13 protein-coding genes and 1 tRNA gene are annotated in these 15,334 nt (G+C 68.1%); 9 read left to right on the forward strand and 5 right to left on the reverse strand.

Translation table 11 applies throughout. The features are described 5' to 3' along the window. Positions 1-34 precede the first annotated feature (34 nt). Positions 35-2,359 (reverse strand): DNA topoisomerase IV subunit A, encoded by a 2,325-nt coding sequence (locus KM176_RS02980; RefSeq protein ID WP_160896381.1) that lies wholly within the window; start codon positions 2,357-2,359, stop codon positions 35-37. 150 nt (positions 2,360-2,509) lie between these two features. On the opposite strand from KM176_RS02980, the gene KM176_RS02985 reads away from it, so the two are divergent. From KM176_RS02985 to KM176_RS03000, 4 genes are all read left to right on the forward strand, one after another. After that, entirely contained in the window at positions 2,510-3,160 is a 651-nt protein-coding gene (locus KM176_RS02985; protein ID WP_160896380.1) for an SH3 domain-containing protein, read from the forward strand. A 90-nt stretch (positions 3,161-3,250) separates the two neighbouring features. Beyond that, a complete protein-coding gene (locus KM176_RS02990) occupies positions 3,251-4,090 on the forward strand; it encodes an SDR family NAD(P)-dependent oxidoreductase (RefSeq protein WP_160896379.1) in 840 nt (279 codons plus the stop codon). Between the two features lie 70 nt (positions 4,091-4,160). Then, on the forward strand, positions 4,161-4,358 hold the full coding sequence (locus KM176_RS02995; protein WP_160896378.1) for a twin transmembrane helix small protein: 198 nt from the start codon (positions 4,161-4,163) through the stop codon (positions 4,356-4,358). Position 4,359: 1 nt separating this feature from the next. Further along, positions 4,360-4,938 (forward strand): cob(I)yrinic acid a,c-diamide adenosyltransferase, encoded by a 579-nt coding sequence (locus KM176_RS03000; protein ID WP_160896377.1) that lies wholly within the window; start codon positions 4,360-4,362, stop codon positions 4,936-4,938. A gap of 140 nt (positions 4,939-5,078) precedes the next feature. Here the strand turns inward: KM176_RS03000 and KM176_RS03005 are convergent, their stop codons facing one another. Further along, positions 5,079-6,068, reverse strand: coding sequence for a 2-hydroxyacid dehydrogenase (locus tag KM176_RS03005; RefSeq protein ID WP_160896376.1), 990 nt, complete (start codon positions 6,066-6,068; stop codon positions 5,079-5,081). 333 nt (positions 6,069-6,401) lie between these two features. On the opposite strand from KM176_RS03005, the gene KM176_RS24795 reads away from it, so the two are divergent. Continuing rightward, positions 6,402-6,827 (forward strand): SH3 domain-containing protein, encoded by a 426-nt coding sequence (locus tag KM176_RS24795; protein ID WP_311136187.1) that lies wholly within the window; start codon positions 6,402-6,404, stop codon positions 6,825-6,827. A gap of 117 nt (positions 6,828-6,944) precedes the next feature. After that, positions 6,945-7,019 (forward strand) — tRNA-Gln (locus tag KM176_RS03015). 1,273 nt (positions 7,020-8,292) lie between these two features. On the opposite strand, the gene KM176_RS03020 is transcribed toward KM176_RS03015, so the two are convergent. After that, entirely contained in the window at positions 8,293-9,552 is a 1,260-nt protein-coding gene (locus tag KM176_RS03020; RefSeq protein ID WP_160896374.1) for a histidine kinase dimerization/phospho-acceptor domain-containing protein, read from the reverse strand. After that, positions 9,549-10,202: a response regulator transcription factor gene (locus KM176_RS03025; RefSeq protein ID WP_160896373.1), complete on the reverse strand. Its 654-nt coding sequence runs from the start codon at positions 10,200-10,202 to the stop codon at positions 9,549-9,551. Before KM176_RS03025 ends, KM176_RS03020 begins: the two co-directional genes overlap by 4 nt. A gap of 125 nt (positions 10,203-10,327) precedes the next feature. Between KM176_RS03025 and KM176_RS03030 the strand changes: the two genes are divergently transcribed. Then, positions 10,328-10,936, forward strand: a complete 609-nt coding sequence (locus tag KM176_RS03030) for a tyrosine-protein phosphatase (RefSeq protein WP_236045138.1) — start codon at positions 10,328-10,330, stop codon at positions 10,934-10,936. A 12-nt stretch (positions 10,937-10,948) separates the two neighbouring features. On the opposite strand, the gene KM176_RS03035 is transcribed toward KM176_RS03030, so the two are convergent. Beyond that, complete coding sequence (locus tag KM176_RS03035; RefSeq protein WP_160896372.1) at positions 10,949-13,312, reverse strand: helix-turn-helix transcriptional regulator; 2,364 nt, start codon at positions 13,310-13,312, stop codon at positions 10,949-10,951. 108 nt (positions 13,313-13,420) lie between these two features. On the opposite strand from KM176_RS03035, the gene KM176_RS03040 reads away from it, so the two are divergent. Continuing rightward, complete coding sequence (locus tag KM176_RS03040) at positions 13,421-14,449, forward strand: ABC transporter permease (RefSeq protein ID WP_160896371.1); 1,029 nt, start codon at positions 13,421-13,423, stop codon at positions 14,447-14,449. Continuing rightward, positions 14,449-15,333, forward strand: a complete 885-nt coding sequence (locus tag KM176_RS03045) for an ABC transporter permease (RefSeq protein WP_160896370.1) — start codon at positions 14,449-14,451, stop codon at positions 15,331-15,333. Before KM176_RS03040 ends, KM176_RS03045 begins: the two co-directional genes overlap by 1 nt. The last annotated feature ends 1 nt before the right edge of the window (position 15,334 follow it).

Below are 15,334 nucleotides of genomic sequence, written 5' to 3' on the forward strand. Positions count from 1 at the left end.
GTATTTGAGAACAAGAAAATGAGACAGGTCGCTCTCAGTTGAACTTGTTGTCGCGGGGGAAACCGCGCGGCGCCATGCGGCCCGTGGAGGCGCGCTTCGCGAGCCATTCCGCGAGATTGCTTTCGGTGCGGGTGCGCCCTGCCGGGTCGTGCCAGGACAGGCCATCGGCCAGCACGAAGGTGGTCAGATCCGAAAGACCGCCGTCCTTGAACTTCTGCAGGCGCACGCCCTTGCCTCGGGACATCTCGGGCAGTTCCTCGATCGGGAAGACCAGCACCTTGCGGTTCTCGCCCACCACGGCGACGTGATCGCCCCAGATCGGCTTGACCAGCAGCGCGCGGACATCGTCCTTGACGTTCAGTACCTGCTTGCCGCTTCGGGTCTGGGCCAGCACCTCGTCCTCGGGGACGATGAAACCATCGCCCGCCGTCGAGGCCACGATCAGCTTCTCGCCGGCGCGGTAGATGCGCATGTCGATGATCTCTGCCTCATTGGGCAGGTCGACCATCAGGCGCAGCGGTTCGCCCATGCCGCGCCCGCCGGGCAGGTTCGCCGCCTGCACCGTGTAGAAGCGTCCGTTGGAGCCGAAGATCAGGATCTTGTCCGTCGTCTCGGCATGGAAGGCGAAGCGGCCCTCGTCGCCATCCTTGAACTTCAGCTTGTCGCCCTGGCCGAGGTCGATATGGCCCTTCATCGCCCGGATCCAGCCCATCTTCGAGCAGACCACCGTGATCGGCTCGCGCTCGATCATGGCTTCCAGGGGAACCTCCTCGACCTCGCCCGCGGCCTCGATCAGCGTGCGGCGGGCGCCGCCCGCGTAATCCTTGCCGAAGGTCTTGCGGGTCTCGCGGATCTGGTCGGCGACACGGCTCCACTGCAGTTCGGGATGGGCCAGCAGATCCTCGAGACCGGCGCGCTCCTCCATCAGGGCGTCGCGCTCGCGCAGCAGCTCCATCTCTTCCAGGCGCCGCAAGCTGCGCAGGCGCATGTTCAGGATCGACTCGGCCTGAAGCTCGCTCAGCTCGCCCTCATCGCCCTGCGAAAGCGGCGAGACATAGGCGGCCTCGCTGGCCGCACGGGGACGCTTCTTCGACCAGTCCTCGGCCATCAGGGCGGCCTTGGGATCCTCGTCGTAGCGGATGATGTCGATCACGCGATCAAGGTTCAGGAAGGCGATCACCAGGCCTTCCAGCACTTCCAGCCGGTGGTCGATCTTTTCCAGGCGGAAGACCGAGCGGCGTTCGAGCACCTCGCGGCGGTGGTCGAGGAAGGCGCGCAGCACCTCCTTGAGCGAGCAGACCTTGGGCGTCACGCCGTCGATCAGCACGTTCATGTTCAGCGCGAAGCGCACCTCGAGGTCCGAGTTGCGGAACAGCATGTTCATCAGCACATCGGGATCGACGTTCTTCGAGCGCGGCTCCAGCACCATGCGGATGTCATCGGCGCTTTCGTCGCGGATGTCGGCCAGGATCGGGATCTTCTTGGTCTGGATCAGCTCGGCGATACGCTCGACCAGCTTGGATTTCTGCACCTGGTAGGGGATCTCGGTGACGACGATCTGCCAGGTGCCGCGGCCCAGATCCTCGACCGCCCACTTGGCGCGCAGGCGGAAGCCGCCGCGCCCGGTGGCATAGGCGCGGGCGATGTTTTCCGGGCTTTCCACCAGCACACCGCCGGTGGGGAAATCGGGCCCCGGGATGTATTTCAGCAGCGTGTCGTCATGGGCGTCGGGCGACTTGATCAGATGCAGGCAGGCATTGCACAGCTCGACGATGTTGTGCGGCGCGATATTGGTCGCCATGCCCACCGCGATCCCCGAAGAGCCATTGGCCAGCAGGTTGGGGAAGGCCGCCGGCAACACCACCGGTTCCTGCAGCGTGCCATCGTAGTTGTCGCGGAAATCGACGGCGTTCTCGTTCAGGCCTTCCATCATGGCCTCGGCCACGGCGGTCAGGCGCGCCTCGGTGTAGCGCGAGGCCGCCGGGTTGTCGCCGTCGATATTGCCGAAGTTGCCCTGGCCGTCGACCAGCGGGTAGCGGACGTTGAAGTCCTGCGCCAGGCGCGCCATGGCGTCGTAGATCGCCGTGTCGCCGTGCGGGTGGTAGTTGCCCATCACGTCGCCCGAGATCTTCGAGGACTTGCGGAACCGCGATGCCGGGCCCAGGCGCAGTTCGCGCATCGCGTAAAGGATGCGGCGGTGCACCGGCTTCAGCCCGTCGCGGGCATCCGGCAGGGCGCGGTTCATGATCGTGGAAAGCGCGTAGGTCAGGTATCGCTCACCTATCGCGCGGCGCAGCGGCTCGGCCAGCATGGTGCCGCCGGCCGGGAGATCTGGGGTATCTTCGGGCGTATCCGTCATGGATCAGGTGATAGCCGTCCCCCGCGTCCCGGTAAAGCGGCAGCTTGCGCGCCTCGCATCGGTTTTCGGCGGAAATCCGGGAACCCGGGCGGGGGTTCGCCTGTTCCATTGACAAGCCATCTGCCAGCGCCAGCACCGGGGGAAAGCACCATGTTCCGATTCCTGTTCATCGCCACGACCAGCTTCCTGCTGTTCCTCACCTTCTTCCAGATGAGCGGCGGCTTCGACTTCCAGCCCCTGAGCCCTCGCAAGGCGGACCAGGAGATTGCCCGGAATTCGGGCGCCCGGCTGGCCGAGATCGACCCCGACCTGGCGCCCGCCGACCAGACGCAGCGCCAGGCCGACCGCTCCGCGCAAGCCTCGGGCGGCACGGTGCAGCTGGCCTCGGCGGAGACCGAGAGCGACGCCGTGGACCCTGCCGCCGCCGATCTGTCGATCGCCACGATCAGCAAGGCCGCGCTGCCCGCCCCCGCCCCGACCGGCGCGCCGAAGACACCGGGCAGCCGCGCCTCGGCCAGCTCCGACCAGGTCGACGGGGTGCGCCAGGACGAGGCCCGCGCCATCGCGGCCGCCATGGCACCGCAGGGCACCACGCCCGGCGCCGACATCCGCGAGGTCTCGGGCAATGTCGTCAACATGCGCAGCGGCCCCGGCACCGGTTACGGCGTGGTCGACCAGCTGAACGAAGGCACCCGGGTCGAGGTGCTGGATCAGAAGGGCGGCTGGCTGAAGCTGCGCGCCACCAGCGGCAACAGCGCCACGGGCTGGATGTATTCGGGCCTGCTGACCGCCTCGAACTGAGGCCGCCCTGAAGCCGGGGCGCCCGATGCCGGCCACCGAAGCATGGCACCGGGGCTTGCGGCCCCGCCCGCGCTTCGCCACAGTCCCGGCATGATCCGAAACATCCTCATCACCGGCTGTTCCTCCGGCATCGGCTACGATGCCGCCCACGGGCTGAAGGCCCGGGGCTGGCGCGTCTTCGCCTCGGCCCGCAAGCCCGATGACGTGGCCCGCCTGCGCGACGAGGGGCTGGAGGCGCTGCATCTCGACTATGCCGACCAGGCCAGCATCGAGGCTGCGGTCGCCGCCATGCAGGCCGCCACCGGCGGACGGATCGACGCGATCTTCAACAACGGCGCCTTCGCCGTGCCCGGCCCCGTCGAGGACATTCCCCGCGACGCCCTGCGCGCCAATTTCGAGGCTAACCTCTTCGGCCCCCATGCCCTGACCCGCGCCGTGCTGCCGCAGATGCGCGCCCAGGGATTCGGGCGCATCGTCAACTGCTCCTCGGTGCTGGGGCTGGTCGCGGCGCCCTGGCGGGGCAGCTACAATGCCACGAAATTCGCTCTCGAAGGGCTGACCGACACCCTGCGCCTTGAGCTGAGGGGCAGCGGCATCGACGCCATCCTGATCGAACCCGGCCCGATCCGCACCGACTTCCGAAAGAACGCCATCAAGGCCTTCGAGACCTGGGTTGACTGGGAAAGCTCGGCTCGGATCGAGGAATACCGCAACGGGCTGCTCGACAAGCTCTACAAGCGCGGCACCCGCTCTGCCACCGAAGCCAGGTTCGAGCTGGGCCCGGAGGCGGTGACCGCCAGGCTGATCCGCGCGCTGGAGGATCCCCGCCCGAAACCGCGCTACTACGTGACAACCCCCACCTACATGGCGGCGGCGATGCGGCGGCTGCTGCCGTCCCGGGCCATCGACCGACTGATGCGCGACGCCTGACAGGGCAATCCGCAATGGCTTTTTTTGCGCCAGGGGCGTATCCAGAGCAAAAGCACATGGAGGAGAGATCATGGCCGGCAACCCGATGTTCTTCATCGCCACGGTGGCGGTGCTGATCGTGGCGGTGATCCTGGTGAAGGGCATCGCCAACTTCGCCCGCGCGGGCGATGCGCGCAAATCCAACAAGCTGATGCAATGGCGCATCATGGCCCAGCTGGTGGCCGTGCTGCTGATCGCGCTGGCTGCGATGATCACCAGGGGACACTGAGATGGTCGTGCTTTCGAAGATCTACACCCGCACAGGAGACGCGGGCGAAACCGCCCTGGGCGACGGAACGCGGGTGCCCAAACCCTCCCTCCGGGTCGAGGCCTACGGCACGGTGGACGAGACCAATGCCACCATCGGTCTCGCGCGCCTCTCTTCCGAGGGCGAGATGGACGCGGCCCTGGCCCGGATCCAGAACGATCTCTTCGATCTTGGGGCCGACCTGTGCCGCCCTCACATGGAGCGCGACGAAGAGGCCCCCTACGTGCCGCTGCGCATCCTCGCCGCGCAGGTGACGCGGCTGGAAACCGAAATCGATGCGATGAACGCGGACCTGGCGCCGCTGCGCAGCTTCGTGCTGCCCGGCGGCACGCCACTCGCCGCACATCTGCACCTCTGCCGCACCGTCTCGCGCCGGGCCGAACGCCTTGCCGTCGCGCTGATGGCCGAAGAAGGCTGCAATCCGGATGCCGTGCGCTACCTGAACCGGTTGTCGGACTGGTTCTTCGTGGCCTCCCGCACCGCCAACCGCAACGGCGCCGGAGACGTGCTCTGGGTCCCCGGAGCCACGCGCAACGACTGAGCGCGCAAGGGGGGCTCTGCCCCCGGCGGCTGCGCCGCCTCCCCCGGGATATTTCCAGCCAGATGATAAAAAGAGCCACCCAGGCTCTCTCATCTGGCCCCAAATATCCCCGCCGGAGGCCTGCGCCGCGGGCGCAGTTTCTAGAGCATGCCCGGGAGCACCAGATCCGGCGGGCGATGTCCATCAGCATAGGTCTTGATGTTGATGATCACCTTCTCGCCCATCTCGAGGCGCGCCTCGTAGGTGGCCGAGGCCATGTGCGGCAGCAGGATCACGTTGTCGAGTTCGCGCAGGCGGGGATTGCCCTCGGCCTCGGGCGTCACGACATCGAGGGCCGCACCGGCGATATCCCCGGCACGCAACAGGCGGGTCAGGGCGTTCTGGTCCACGACCTCGCCGCGCGAAGTGTTCACAATCACCGCCTCGGGCTTCATCAGTTTGAGGCGACGGGCATTCATCAGGTGGAAGGTCGCCGGCGTATGCGGACAGGTGACCGCCAGAACGTCGGAGCGCGCCACCATCTGGTCCAGGCTTTCCCAGTAGCGCGCCTTCAGATCCTCTTCGGTCTCGCTGCGCAGGCGGCGTCGGTTATGGTAGTTGATCTGCATGCCGAAGGCCGCCGCCCGGCGCGCCAGGGCCTGGCCGATCCGCCCCATGCCCAACACCCCCAGCCGCTTGCCGGCAATACGCGAGCCGCACATGCCGGTGGGGCTCCAGCCTTCCCAGGCCGCATCGCCCTTCATCAGTGCCATGCCCTCGGGCATGCGGCGCAGCAGCGCCAGGATCAGCGCCATGGTCATGTCGGCGGTGTCCTCGGTCAGCACGTCGGGCGTGTTGCTCACCAGGATGCCGCGATGGCGCGCGGTCGCCACGTCGATATGGTCCACCCCCATGCCGTAATTCGCGATCAGCCCCAGCCGATCCCCGGCCCGGGCCAAAAGCGCCTGGTCGATCCGGTCGCGCAGGTTCGGCACCAGCACATCCGCGCCCGGTAACAAGGACGCGATCTCATCGGCGGACATCGGCGCATCGGCGGGGCCGAAATGGCAGTCGAAAAGCTCTGCCATGCGGGCTTCGACCCGCTCCGGCAGCCGTCGCGTGACAACAACACTCAGACGACGTGGTGGCATGCGGATCCTCCTGCGGCTTCCCTTTCCGGGCGAACGGCGTCAGGGTGACGCAAAGCGATCTCCGGCACAAGAACCGGGGCGCTTTCCCGAGGCAGTATGAGGCACGAGCAGATGAGACTCCTGCATTGGCGCACGGGTGCCATTCTCCTTTTCCTGAGCGGTGTCGGCGGTGTCGCTGCCCAGGAGGCCGGCACCGCCGTCCAGTTCGACCTGGGCGGAGATGTCGCAGCCGCGACCCTGGCCGCGACCGGCACCGACACCAGCACGCTTCCGCCCCCGGCCCCGCCGGCGGCCACCCCGACCGAGCTTCCCGACACCGCGCCGGCCCATACGGTGGGGCCGGTGACCGGGCTGCCCCTGCCCCGCTTCGTCTCGATGAAATCGAGCCGGGCGAATGTCCGGCGCGGCCCCTCGACCACCAACAAGATCGACTGGGAATTCCTGCGCCGCGGCATGCCGGTGGAGGTGATTGCGGAATATGGTCACTGGCGGCAGATCCGCGACCATGACGGCGCCGGCGGCTGGGTGCACTACGCGCTGATCTCGGGCAACCGGACGGCGCTGATCGAACAGGACATGCTGGAGCTGCACGCCCGCGCCGACAGCGAGTCGCGCGTGGTCGCCAAGCTGCAGCAGGGCGTGATCGCGGACCTGGGTGACTGCACCCAGGACTGGTGCGAACTCTCGGTCAGCGGCTACAGCGGCTGGGCCCCGAAAACCACCTTCTGGGGCGCCGGCCCGGACGAAATCCGCAACTGATCCGCGCCGTCGGCGGGTGCCGTAGGGTTCCCTCCGGCGGACCGGTGCAGAGGTCGAAAATTCTCTTCGAAAGGGCTTGCGCCCCCCGAAGCATACCATTAGAGAACGCCTCACGGATGGGGCGTAGCCAAGTGGTAAGGCACCGGTTTTTGGTACCGCGCACCGTAGGTTCGAATCCTACCGCCCCAGCCATTCCCCCTTTCTTCCGATGTCAGAATGTGCTCTCGCCCTGCGGGTCACATTCCAGTCTGCCCGTTCGGCAGGGTTTTCCCAAGCCCTTCCTTTGGCCCCCCGCAGATCGTTGCAATGGAACACCAATGCCTTCAGCGCGCCAGCAAAGGGCGCGAAGACCCCGGAAGACAACGGAGGGGCCAGAAAATAAGGCTCTGAGGGGATCGGCGATGGCGTCGCGCAATGTCCTGCCTTGCCGCGAGAGTTGCCAGAGGATGCGGGAGGACCGCCCCGGACATGCCAGCTGGTCGACGCTTGTTCAGATCAGGAAAGACAATGGGTTAAGCCGTATCCGGGCCCTCAGCGCCTCCGACTGAGGGGATCGGAACATGCAACTTGGTGCGCACCTTGCCGGACCGGCCTGCATGTTGGGTAACTCTTTTATTTCCAAATACATGTCTCTCATCATGGCGCCGTGCCATCGCCTCCGGACATGCCCGCGTTTCCGTGACGGTGCGTTGTTCGACCCGTCCAGGTTCAGGGGCATGGCTTTCTTCAACCGGGGTCGTCCGGGGGCCGCCAGGCAGCCGGACCTGCGTTTCCAGGAACGAGCCCATTGCCGTGGATCCTCCCGGAGCCGTTGGGTGCCAGCGCTTCCTCATTGGCGAAGGGGCAGGTTTTGCCCGGGTGTCAGACCGGGAGCCCTCTGCCGCCCCCGGGGGGTCTTCCCCATTGATCGTCAGTCAATGCGGATTGCCGAACCTCCCTGTCGCCCGGCGCGCCCGGTGTCCGACGCACCCGATATGGCCGCAATCGCCAACACCGTGGCGCTCGGCCATGGGCGCGATGACCTTCCACCGCGGCGACGCCGGCGGCAGGGTTGATGCCCGCAGGATCGCCCCCCTTCCTGCACCTCGCCGACGGATAACCCTGCGCGGCGTGATCCCCGCTAAGGCCCGCGACCCCGGCACCTGCCTTGGCAACCCGGGCTGCGTGCATTCCGGCGCCACGGGCACCGGCTGGCGCGATCTGTCCTGATATCAGGACAGCCCCCCCCGGCGGCGGCGCAGCTGGCGGCGCTGGTGCAGCGGCTGAAGCGGCACGCGCGGGTCCAGAAGGGGCTGATCTGCCTGCTGGGGCGGCCCGAGGCGACCTCGAAGCTCGCGCACTGCGGCGTCCGGTGTCGCGCACCGACGCAATCGCCGCCCATGCCGCCGGAGGCCCGGTTTCGTGCCTGCCCCGGGACGGCCCGGCACCGGGTGCCTGCAGCGCAGCCTCCCCAATGTTGCCAGCTTCAGAGGCCGCCGGACGCCGGCGGGACCGGCGGCGCGGATACCGCGATGGCCGAGAAATCGAGCCGCGCCGTGGCCAGCCCTGCGGCGACATCGAACCCGGTCACGATGCCGTTCTGCCCGGCAATCGCCTCGACGATGCTGAGGCCCAGCCCGGTGCCGGAAGAGCCCGCGCCCTTCTCGAACCGGCCCGGGTGGAAGGCCGCCCCCCGCGCCACGGGATTGCGGATGCAGACCCGGGGGCCCGGGGCCAGGCCGATCTCGACCCGGCCGGTGCCATGGGTGCGCGCATTGCCGATCAGGTTGCCCAGCAGGATGCCCAGCAGGTCGCCATCCATTGCCACCCAGGCGCCCTCGATGTCGCCGTCGTCGAAGACCACCTGCCCCGCCCCGACCTCTGAAACCAGCAGCCGCAGCACGGTGACCAGATCGGCCCGCGCCCGGTCATCGCCAAGGCCCGCCTCGGCCCGGGCCAGCTGCAGCAGCCGTTCGACCGTGGCAGCCAGCCGCCCCAGAACCGGCTCCAGCCGCGCGGCCATTTCCGGCTGGCCGCTTTCCAGAGCCACCGCCTGCACCTCGGCGCGGGCGGCGGCAATCGGGGTGCGCAGCTCGTGGGCGGCATGGCCCACGAAGGCGCGTTCGGCGGCGATCAGCACCTCGATCCGGGCCAGGTACTGATTCAGCGCCTGCGGGATCGGCTGCAGCTCCCGCGGGAGGTCGGTATCCTCGATCCGCGACAGGTCACGGGCATCGCGCCCCGCCAGCCGGTCGGCAAAGCGGGTCGCCGGGGCCGCGCCCCGGGTCAGCGTCAGCCAGGAGACCAGCAGGACCAGCGCCAGGAAGGGCAGCATCAGCAGCGCGAAGGCGCGCGCGCTCTCGAACATCTCATTCCGGCGCATGGCGCTTGGCTGGCCGATCTCGATGCTGCGCTCGCCCTGGCTCAGCCGCAGCACGTGCCAGCCCTCGGCCTCGCGGTAGCCATCGGCGGCCAGCGGCGACCAGGGCGCATCGGTCAGGACCCTGTCGCCCAGCACGATCCGCGTCCGCTCGCCCTGTGCCAGCGGCAGGGAGGGCGCGTCCTCTCGGGTGGCCAGCAGCTCAAGCACCAGCTTGGCCTCGCCCTTCATTGCCGCGTTCAGCAGTTCGTTCATGTCATGGGCGATCACCAGCGCCCCGATGAAGACCACCGCCAGCCAGCCGCCGGTGATGCTCAGTGCCAGCCGCCGGGTCAGGCGACCGGTCAGCGACCAGCCCCGGCTCATGGCACCAGGTATCCAAGGCCGCGGCGGGTCTCGATCACGCCGGGGCCCAGCTTGGAGCGCAGCCGAGAGATGTAGACCTCGACCGCGTTGCCGGCGATCTCGGCGTTGAAATCGTAAAGCCGCTCCTCGAGCTGGGCACGAGAGAGCACGCGGCCGCGCGCCGCCAGCAGCGCATCGAACACCGCCCATTCGCGCGAGGTCAGCTGGATCTCGGCGCCGTCGCGGCGCACCCGGGCGCGGGCGCGGTCGATGCCCAGCCCTGCCAGCGCGATCTCGGAGGCGGGATCGCCGCCGGCGCGGCGGGCATGGGCGCGCAGCCTTGCCGCCAGTTCCAGCGTGTCGAAGGGCTTGACCACGTAATCGTCCGCCCCGGCATCCAGCCCTGCGATCCGGTCGCTGATCTGGTCCTGGGCCGTAGCCACCAGGACCGGCGTGCGATCACCACGCCGGCGCATCCCGCGCAGCAGGTCCAGCCCCGATCCGTCCGGCAGCCCGAGGTCCAGCACGATGGCGTCGTAACGGGCCACGGCCAGCGCGGTCTCGGCCAGCGCGCAGGTGGCGGCGGTATCGACGGCATGCCCCTCGGCACGCAGGGCCCGGGCCACGGCATCGGCAAGTTCGGCGGTATCTTCGATCAGCAGAAGGCGCATGTAGCGATCCTATAGGCGCTCTGCCGGGGCATCGCGACAAAAGTTTCCGGCATGCGGGGCGATCGTAAGCTTTTTGCAAGCTTGGTGCGCGAGGCCGGGGAAACCCCTGACCGTCCGAGGTGCCCATGCCCATCGACATGCCGATTCCCTATGTCCCGCAAAGCCGTCCGCGCGTGGTGCTGCGCGGCCTGGCCCGGCTGGCTGCCGCCGGCGGGATCGTCGTCTTCCTGCTGGCCGCCTGGGCCGGCTGGCTGCAACTGACCGGCAACGTCCACACCACCCTGCCCGGAGAGCTGTATCGTTCGGCCCAGCCCGACCGCGCCGCCCTGACCCGTGCGGTGGAAACCCACGGCATCCGCAGCGTGCTGAACCTGCGCGGCCCGAATCCCGGCAAGGACTGGTACGACAGAGAGATCGACGCCTCGAACGACCTTGGCCTTGTCCATGCCGATTTCGCCCTTTCGGCCCGGAGAGAGCCCGACGCCCAGAGGATGGCCGATCTGATCGCGCTGATGAAAAGCCTGCCGAAGCCGCTGCTGATCCATTGCCGCAGCGGCGCCGACCGCACCGGACTGGCCGCCGCGCTCTACCTCGCCGCGCTGAAGGACGTCCCCGAGGCGCAGGCGGCGGGGCAGCTGTCCTTCGCCTTCGGCCATGTCTCGGCCGCCTGGCTGTCGAAGGCCGCGGCCATGGACCGCGCCTTCGCCGACTGGACCGCAGAACGCCCGAGCTGACCGCCCGCGACGCTACAGCCAGCCCAGGGCCCGGGCCGACTGGATGGCATCGCTGCGCCGGCGCACGCCCAGCTTGGCGTAAAGCCTTGAAAGGTGGAACTTCACCGTCGGCTCGGCAATGTGCAGCGTCTGGGCGATCCGCTTGTTCGGATAGCCCCCCGCGATCAGCTGCAACAGCTGGGCCTCGCGCTCGGTCAAGCCGCCGGCCCGCGCCTTCGCCCGCGGAGACGAGATCGAGCCGGCATAGATCGACAGCGTGGCGCGAATGTCGGGCGCCGTTTCCAGGTACTGGCGCATCCGCTTTTCACGCAGCAGCGGCGCCAGGAACAGGCGCTGTTCCGACAGCACCCCGAAACAGCCCAGCCTTGAGACCGAGGTCAGCGCGGCCTCAAGGTGGCGCCGCGTCGCGCCGCTGTCGCGGCGCCGGTGCGCCAGATGGGCCCGCCAGATCTTCAGGGCGACCATCTCGCGCAGGGTGGTCCTGGCATTGCCTTCCAGCGCGGTGATCAGCCGGTCGATCGCGGGCCCCGGCGCGGGGTCCTCGACCATGCAGCGCAGCCGCGCCAGGGACAGCGCGATATCGTCGCGCAGCCGCAGCTGCGCCAGATGCTCCGGCGTCATCGCCAGGGCGGCGCCCTCCAGCCCCTGAAGCATCAGCTCCGCCTCGGAAATCCGCCCCTCGTTCTGGTAGGCGGTGGCGGTGCGGATCTGCACCGTTGCCAGCAGGTTCATCCGTTCCGCCAGATGCAGCCACAGCCCGTCGAGGAACCCGGGCCGAATGCTGGCGGGGTAGTGATCCATCACCGCCTGGGAACTGTACTGGATCGCGAAGTGGAACAGGCTGGGCCAGATCTCGGCGCGGGCGAAGGCATCGAACTCCTGTTGCACGAAGGTCACCAGCTTCTGAGGCTGGCCGTTTTCATAGGCCAGCGCGGCCTCGACCAGATGCAGCATCCGGTATTCCTGCACCACGGGATGGGTGACGCAGCCCAGCTTGTCGCGGGCGGTCTGCGCGGCGGTGCGAGCCAGGCGCGCATCGCCATTGGTCAGGTGCAGCACGGTCAGGTGCAGGTGGATGAAGAATTCCAGCAGGGGATGGCCGCCGATCTTGCGGAAATAGAGCAGCGCCCGGGCAGCGGCCGCCTCGGCCTCGCGGAAATTGCGGCGGCGGATCTCGAACTCCAGCAGGGCGTTGTAGAAGGCCGCCCATTTCTGCCCGTCGCCGACCGGGTAATCGGCCATGAACTCGCCCAGCCGCTGCAACATCGCATCCGAGGGGGTCATGTCCTCGCTGATCATCATGTTCAGCCGGAACCGCCGCGCCGCGAAGGAGAACCGCGTGCCCCGCGCCAGCACCTTCAGCGGATCGAGGTAGTCGGACCCCAGGTGCTTGGCGGTCAGCTGGCGCACCCTTTGCAGCTCTCCCTGCTTCATCAGCGTGCGGGTGATGGCGAACAGCACCGTCTCGTTGGTGGCGATGATGTCCTGGGAAAAGCGCAGGATGGTGCGGCTGAAATCCTCAAGGTCGGAATCGTAGATCAGCTCCAGCCCGCGCGACTGGCTGAGGACCTGGGCGGCATGGGCCTCGTGGCCGTGATCCAGCAGCAGCTCCATCGCCGCAAGGGGCCGGTGCGCGGCCTCAAGCGCCTGGGCGACCTCGGTCACGGCGCCGGTGTCGGAAAAGCCCCGCAGCCGCGCGCGCACCGCCTGATGCAGCGCCGAAAGCAGCGCCGTGGGCGCGCCGGGTTCGGTGCACAGGCAAGGCGGCAGGGCATCGCACCAGTCTTCCTGCGGATCGGGCACCGGCGCCTCCAGCCAGAGCGAGAGCCGCGTCGTCGGCCCCGGCGACATCTGGCTGAGGAAGGTTTCCCCGATATAGGCCGCCAGCAGATCGGGATCGGGGTCCCGGGCCATCGGCAGGAAGGCCGGCCAGCCGGCATAGTCCTGCAACAGGCGCCGTTTCACCGCCGCCGGCAGGGCCGTGCCGATCTCTTCGGCGTCAAAGGCGAGGGCCGCGGCATCGAAGGTGTGCGCCCCGCCATGCAGAAGGCGCCGGGCCAGCCCGGTGATCTTCTGCCCGGGCCGCTGGGCGATCACCAGATGGGTGACCGTCTCGGCCACATGGGCGGACAGCCGGGCGCTGCGCGCCGATCCCGGCACGTTCCAGAACAGCCAGCCCGCCTGCACATCGCTGAGCCGGGGATGCTGGAGATCGCAGACGCTCACCCCCATCCGGGCGGCGGCGGCACGCATCAGGCAGGTCTTTCCGGCCCCGGCGGGGGCGCGCAGGAACACCGTGCCGCCCGGCGCGCCAAGCAGGCGGTCAAGCAGCGCGGGACGGGGCAGAAGGGTCTGGGCAGAGGGCGGCAGGGACATCAAAAACCTATACCATTTTTTTCAAAACCCATACCATCCGGAAATTGTTTGGCGCCCGGCGCTGCAGAATAGTCTCCGGAACGTGACCAACCCGGAGGTTTCCGGCTGATGCAGCAAAATCCGTTCCTCGCGATTCTCACCCGGCTCGGCACCTTCGTGCTGGTCATGATCGTGCTTTCGATCATGATCTTCGTGCTGGCCCGGGTCGTGCCCGGCGACCCCGCGCGCATGGCGCTTGGCCCCACCGCCACCCCCGAGCAGGTCAGTGCCCTGCGCACCGAAATGGGCCTCGATCTGCCGCTGCCGGTGCAATACCTCAGCTACATGGGCCGCGCCCTGCACGGGGATCTGGGCATGTCGCTGCTCTCGCAGCGCCCGGTGACCGCCGATCTGGCCCAGACCGTGCCTGCCACGGTCGAGCTGGTGCTGGCCGCCGTCATCATCATGTTCGCCATCGCCATTCCGCTGGGCGTGATGACCGCGCATTTCCGCGACCTCTGGATCGACCACGTCGGCCGGCTGGTGTCGTTGGTGGGCGTGACCATCCCCAGCTTCCTCTTCGCGATCTCGCTTCAGCTGATCGCGGCGCGCTATTTCGGCGACTGGCCGATCATCGGGCGGATGGATCACGGGCTGGGCTTTACCGGCGGACCCACCGGGCTGATGCTGGTCGACAGCCTGCTGGCCGGGCGCCTTGATGTCTTCCTGAGCGCGCTTCAGCACCTCGCGCTGCCGGCGATCGCGCTGTCGATGGCGGGCATCGGCCAGATCACCCGCATCACCCGCTCTGCCATGCTGGAAAACCGCCGCAAGGACCATGTGCTGACCCTGCAAAGCTTCGGCGTGCCCGAGCGCGTGATCATCTTCCGCTACCTGCTCAAGCTGTCCTCCATTGCGCCGCTGACCATCATGGGGCTCGAGTTCGCCTCGCTGATCGGCAATGCCTTCGTGATCGAAATGGTCTTCTCCTGGGGCGGCTTCGCCTCCTACGGCCTGAACGCGATCCTCCAGAAGGACCTGAACGCGGTGACCGCCGTGGTGCTGGTCTCGGGGCTGTTCTTCATCGTCGCCAACCTGATCGTCGACATCCTGATCTCGATCATCGACCCCCGCATGCGCCGAAAGGAGGCCCGCTGATGGCCCAGATCAAGATGGCCCTGGACGGCGCCGACAAGGACCTGAGCGCGGGCTACATGATGTGGTACCGCTTCAGCCGGAACCCGGCGGCGGTGATTGGCACGCTGATCGTGCTGTCTGCGGTGATCTGCGCCCTGCTGGCGCCCTGGATCACGCCGCGCCCGCAGGACGTGGGCGCCGTGGTGAACTTCCGCGCCCGTCACCTGCCCCCCGATGCCCAGCACTGGTTCGGCACCGACAAGGTGGGCCGCGACATCTTCTCGCGCGCGATCTTCGGGCTGCGGATCTCACTGCTGCTGGTGATCGGCGTGCTGGGGATCTCCGTGCCGATCGGCACGGTGCTGGGGCTGGTCGCGGGCTATGCCGGCGGCTGGACCGAGCGGCTGATCACCGGGCTGACCAATGTCATGCTGGCCATGCCGCCGCTGGTGATGGCACTTGCCGTGTCGAACCTGCTGCAACCCACGCTGATGAACGCGATGATCGCGATCACCCTGCTGTGGTGGACCTGGCATGCCCGGCTGATCTACGCGGTGTCGAAATCCGTGGCCTCCGAGGATTACATCGAGGCCGCCCGCATCGCCGGCGCCGGGCCGCTGCACATCCTGTTCCGGGAAATCCTGCCGAACTGCATCTCGGTCATCTCGGTCAAGACGACGCTGGATGCGGCCTTCGTGATCCTGTTCGGCGCAACGCTCAGCTTCCTCGGCTTCGGCGTGAAGCCCCCGACCCCGGACCTGGGCTCCATGGTGGCCGACGGGCGCCAGTTCATGCCCGATTTCTGGTGGGAGGTCCTCTGCCCCGGCGCGGTGATCCTCTACGTCACCCTCGGCTTCAACCTGCTGGGCGACGGCCTGCGCGACATGTTCGATATGGAGGGCTGAG

The sequence above is a fragment of the Pseudooceanicola endophyticus genome (genome assembly GCF_018760365.1).
GTDB lineage: Bacteria > Pseudomonadota > Alphaproteobacteria > Rhodobacterales > Rhodobacteraceae > Pseudooceanicola > Pseudooceanicola endophyticus.

Coding starts and splice junctions, on each gene's coding strand:
- KM176_RS03005 (WP_160896376.1), bottom strand. CDS start 6,068: ATGCCACCACGTCGTCTGAGTGTTGTTGTCACGCGACGGCTGCCGGAG.
- KM176_RS03020 (WP_160896374.1), bottom strand. CDS start 9,552: ATGAGCCGGGGCTGGTCGCTGACCGGTCGCCTGACCCGGCGGCTGGCA.
- KM176_RS03040 (WP_160896371.1), top strand. CDS start 13,421: ATGCAGCAAAATCCGTTCCTCGCGATTCTCACCCGGCTCGGCACCTTC.
- KM176_RS03000 (WP_160896377.1), top strand. CDS start 4,360: ATGGTCGTGCTTTCGAAGATCTACACCCGCACAGGAGACGCGGGCGAA.
- KM176_RS03035 (WP_160896372.1), bottom strand. CDS start 13,312: ATGTCCCTGCCGCCCTCTGCCCAGACCCTTCTGCCCCGTCCCGCGCTG.
- KM176_RS02995 (WP_160896378.1), top strand. CDS start 4,161: ATGGCCGGCAACCCGATGTTCTTCATCGCCACGGTGGCGGTGCTGATC.
- KM176_RS02985 (WP_160896380.1), top strand. CDS start 2,510: ATGTTCCGATTCCTGTTCATCGCCACGACCAGCTTCCTGCTGTTCCTC.
- KM176_RS02980 (WP_160896381.1), bottom strand. CDS start 2,359: ATGACGGATACGCCCGAAGATACCCCAGATCTCCCGGCCGGCGGCACC.
- KM176_RS03030 (WP_236045138.1), top strand. CDS start 10,328: ATGCCCATCGACATGCCGATTCCCTATGTCCCGCAAAGCCGTCCGCGC.
- KM176_RS03025 (WP_160896373.1), bottom strand. CDS start 10,202: ATGCGCCTTCTGCTGATCGAAGATACCGCCGAACTTGCCGATGCCGTG.
- KM176_RS02990 (WP_160896379.1), top strand. CDS start 3,251: ATGATCCGAAACATCCTCATCACCGGCTGTTCCTCCGGCATCGGCTAC.
- KM176_RS03045 (WP_160896370.1), top strand. CDS start 14,449: ATGGCCCAGATCAAGATGGCCCTGGACGGCGCCGACAAGGACCTGAGC.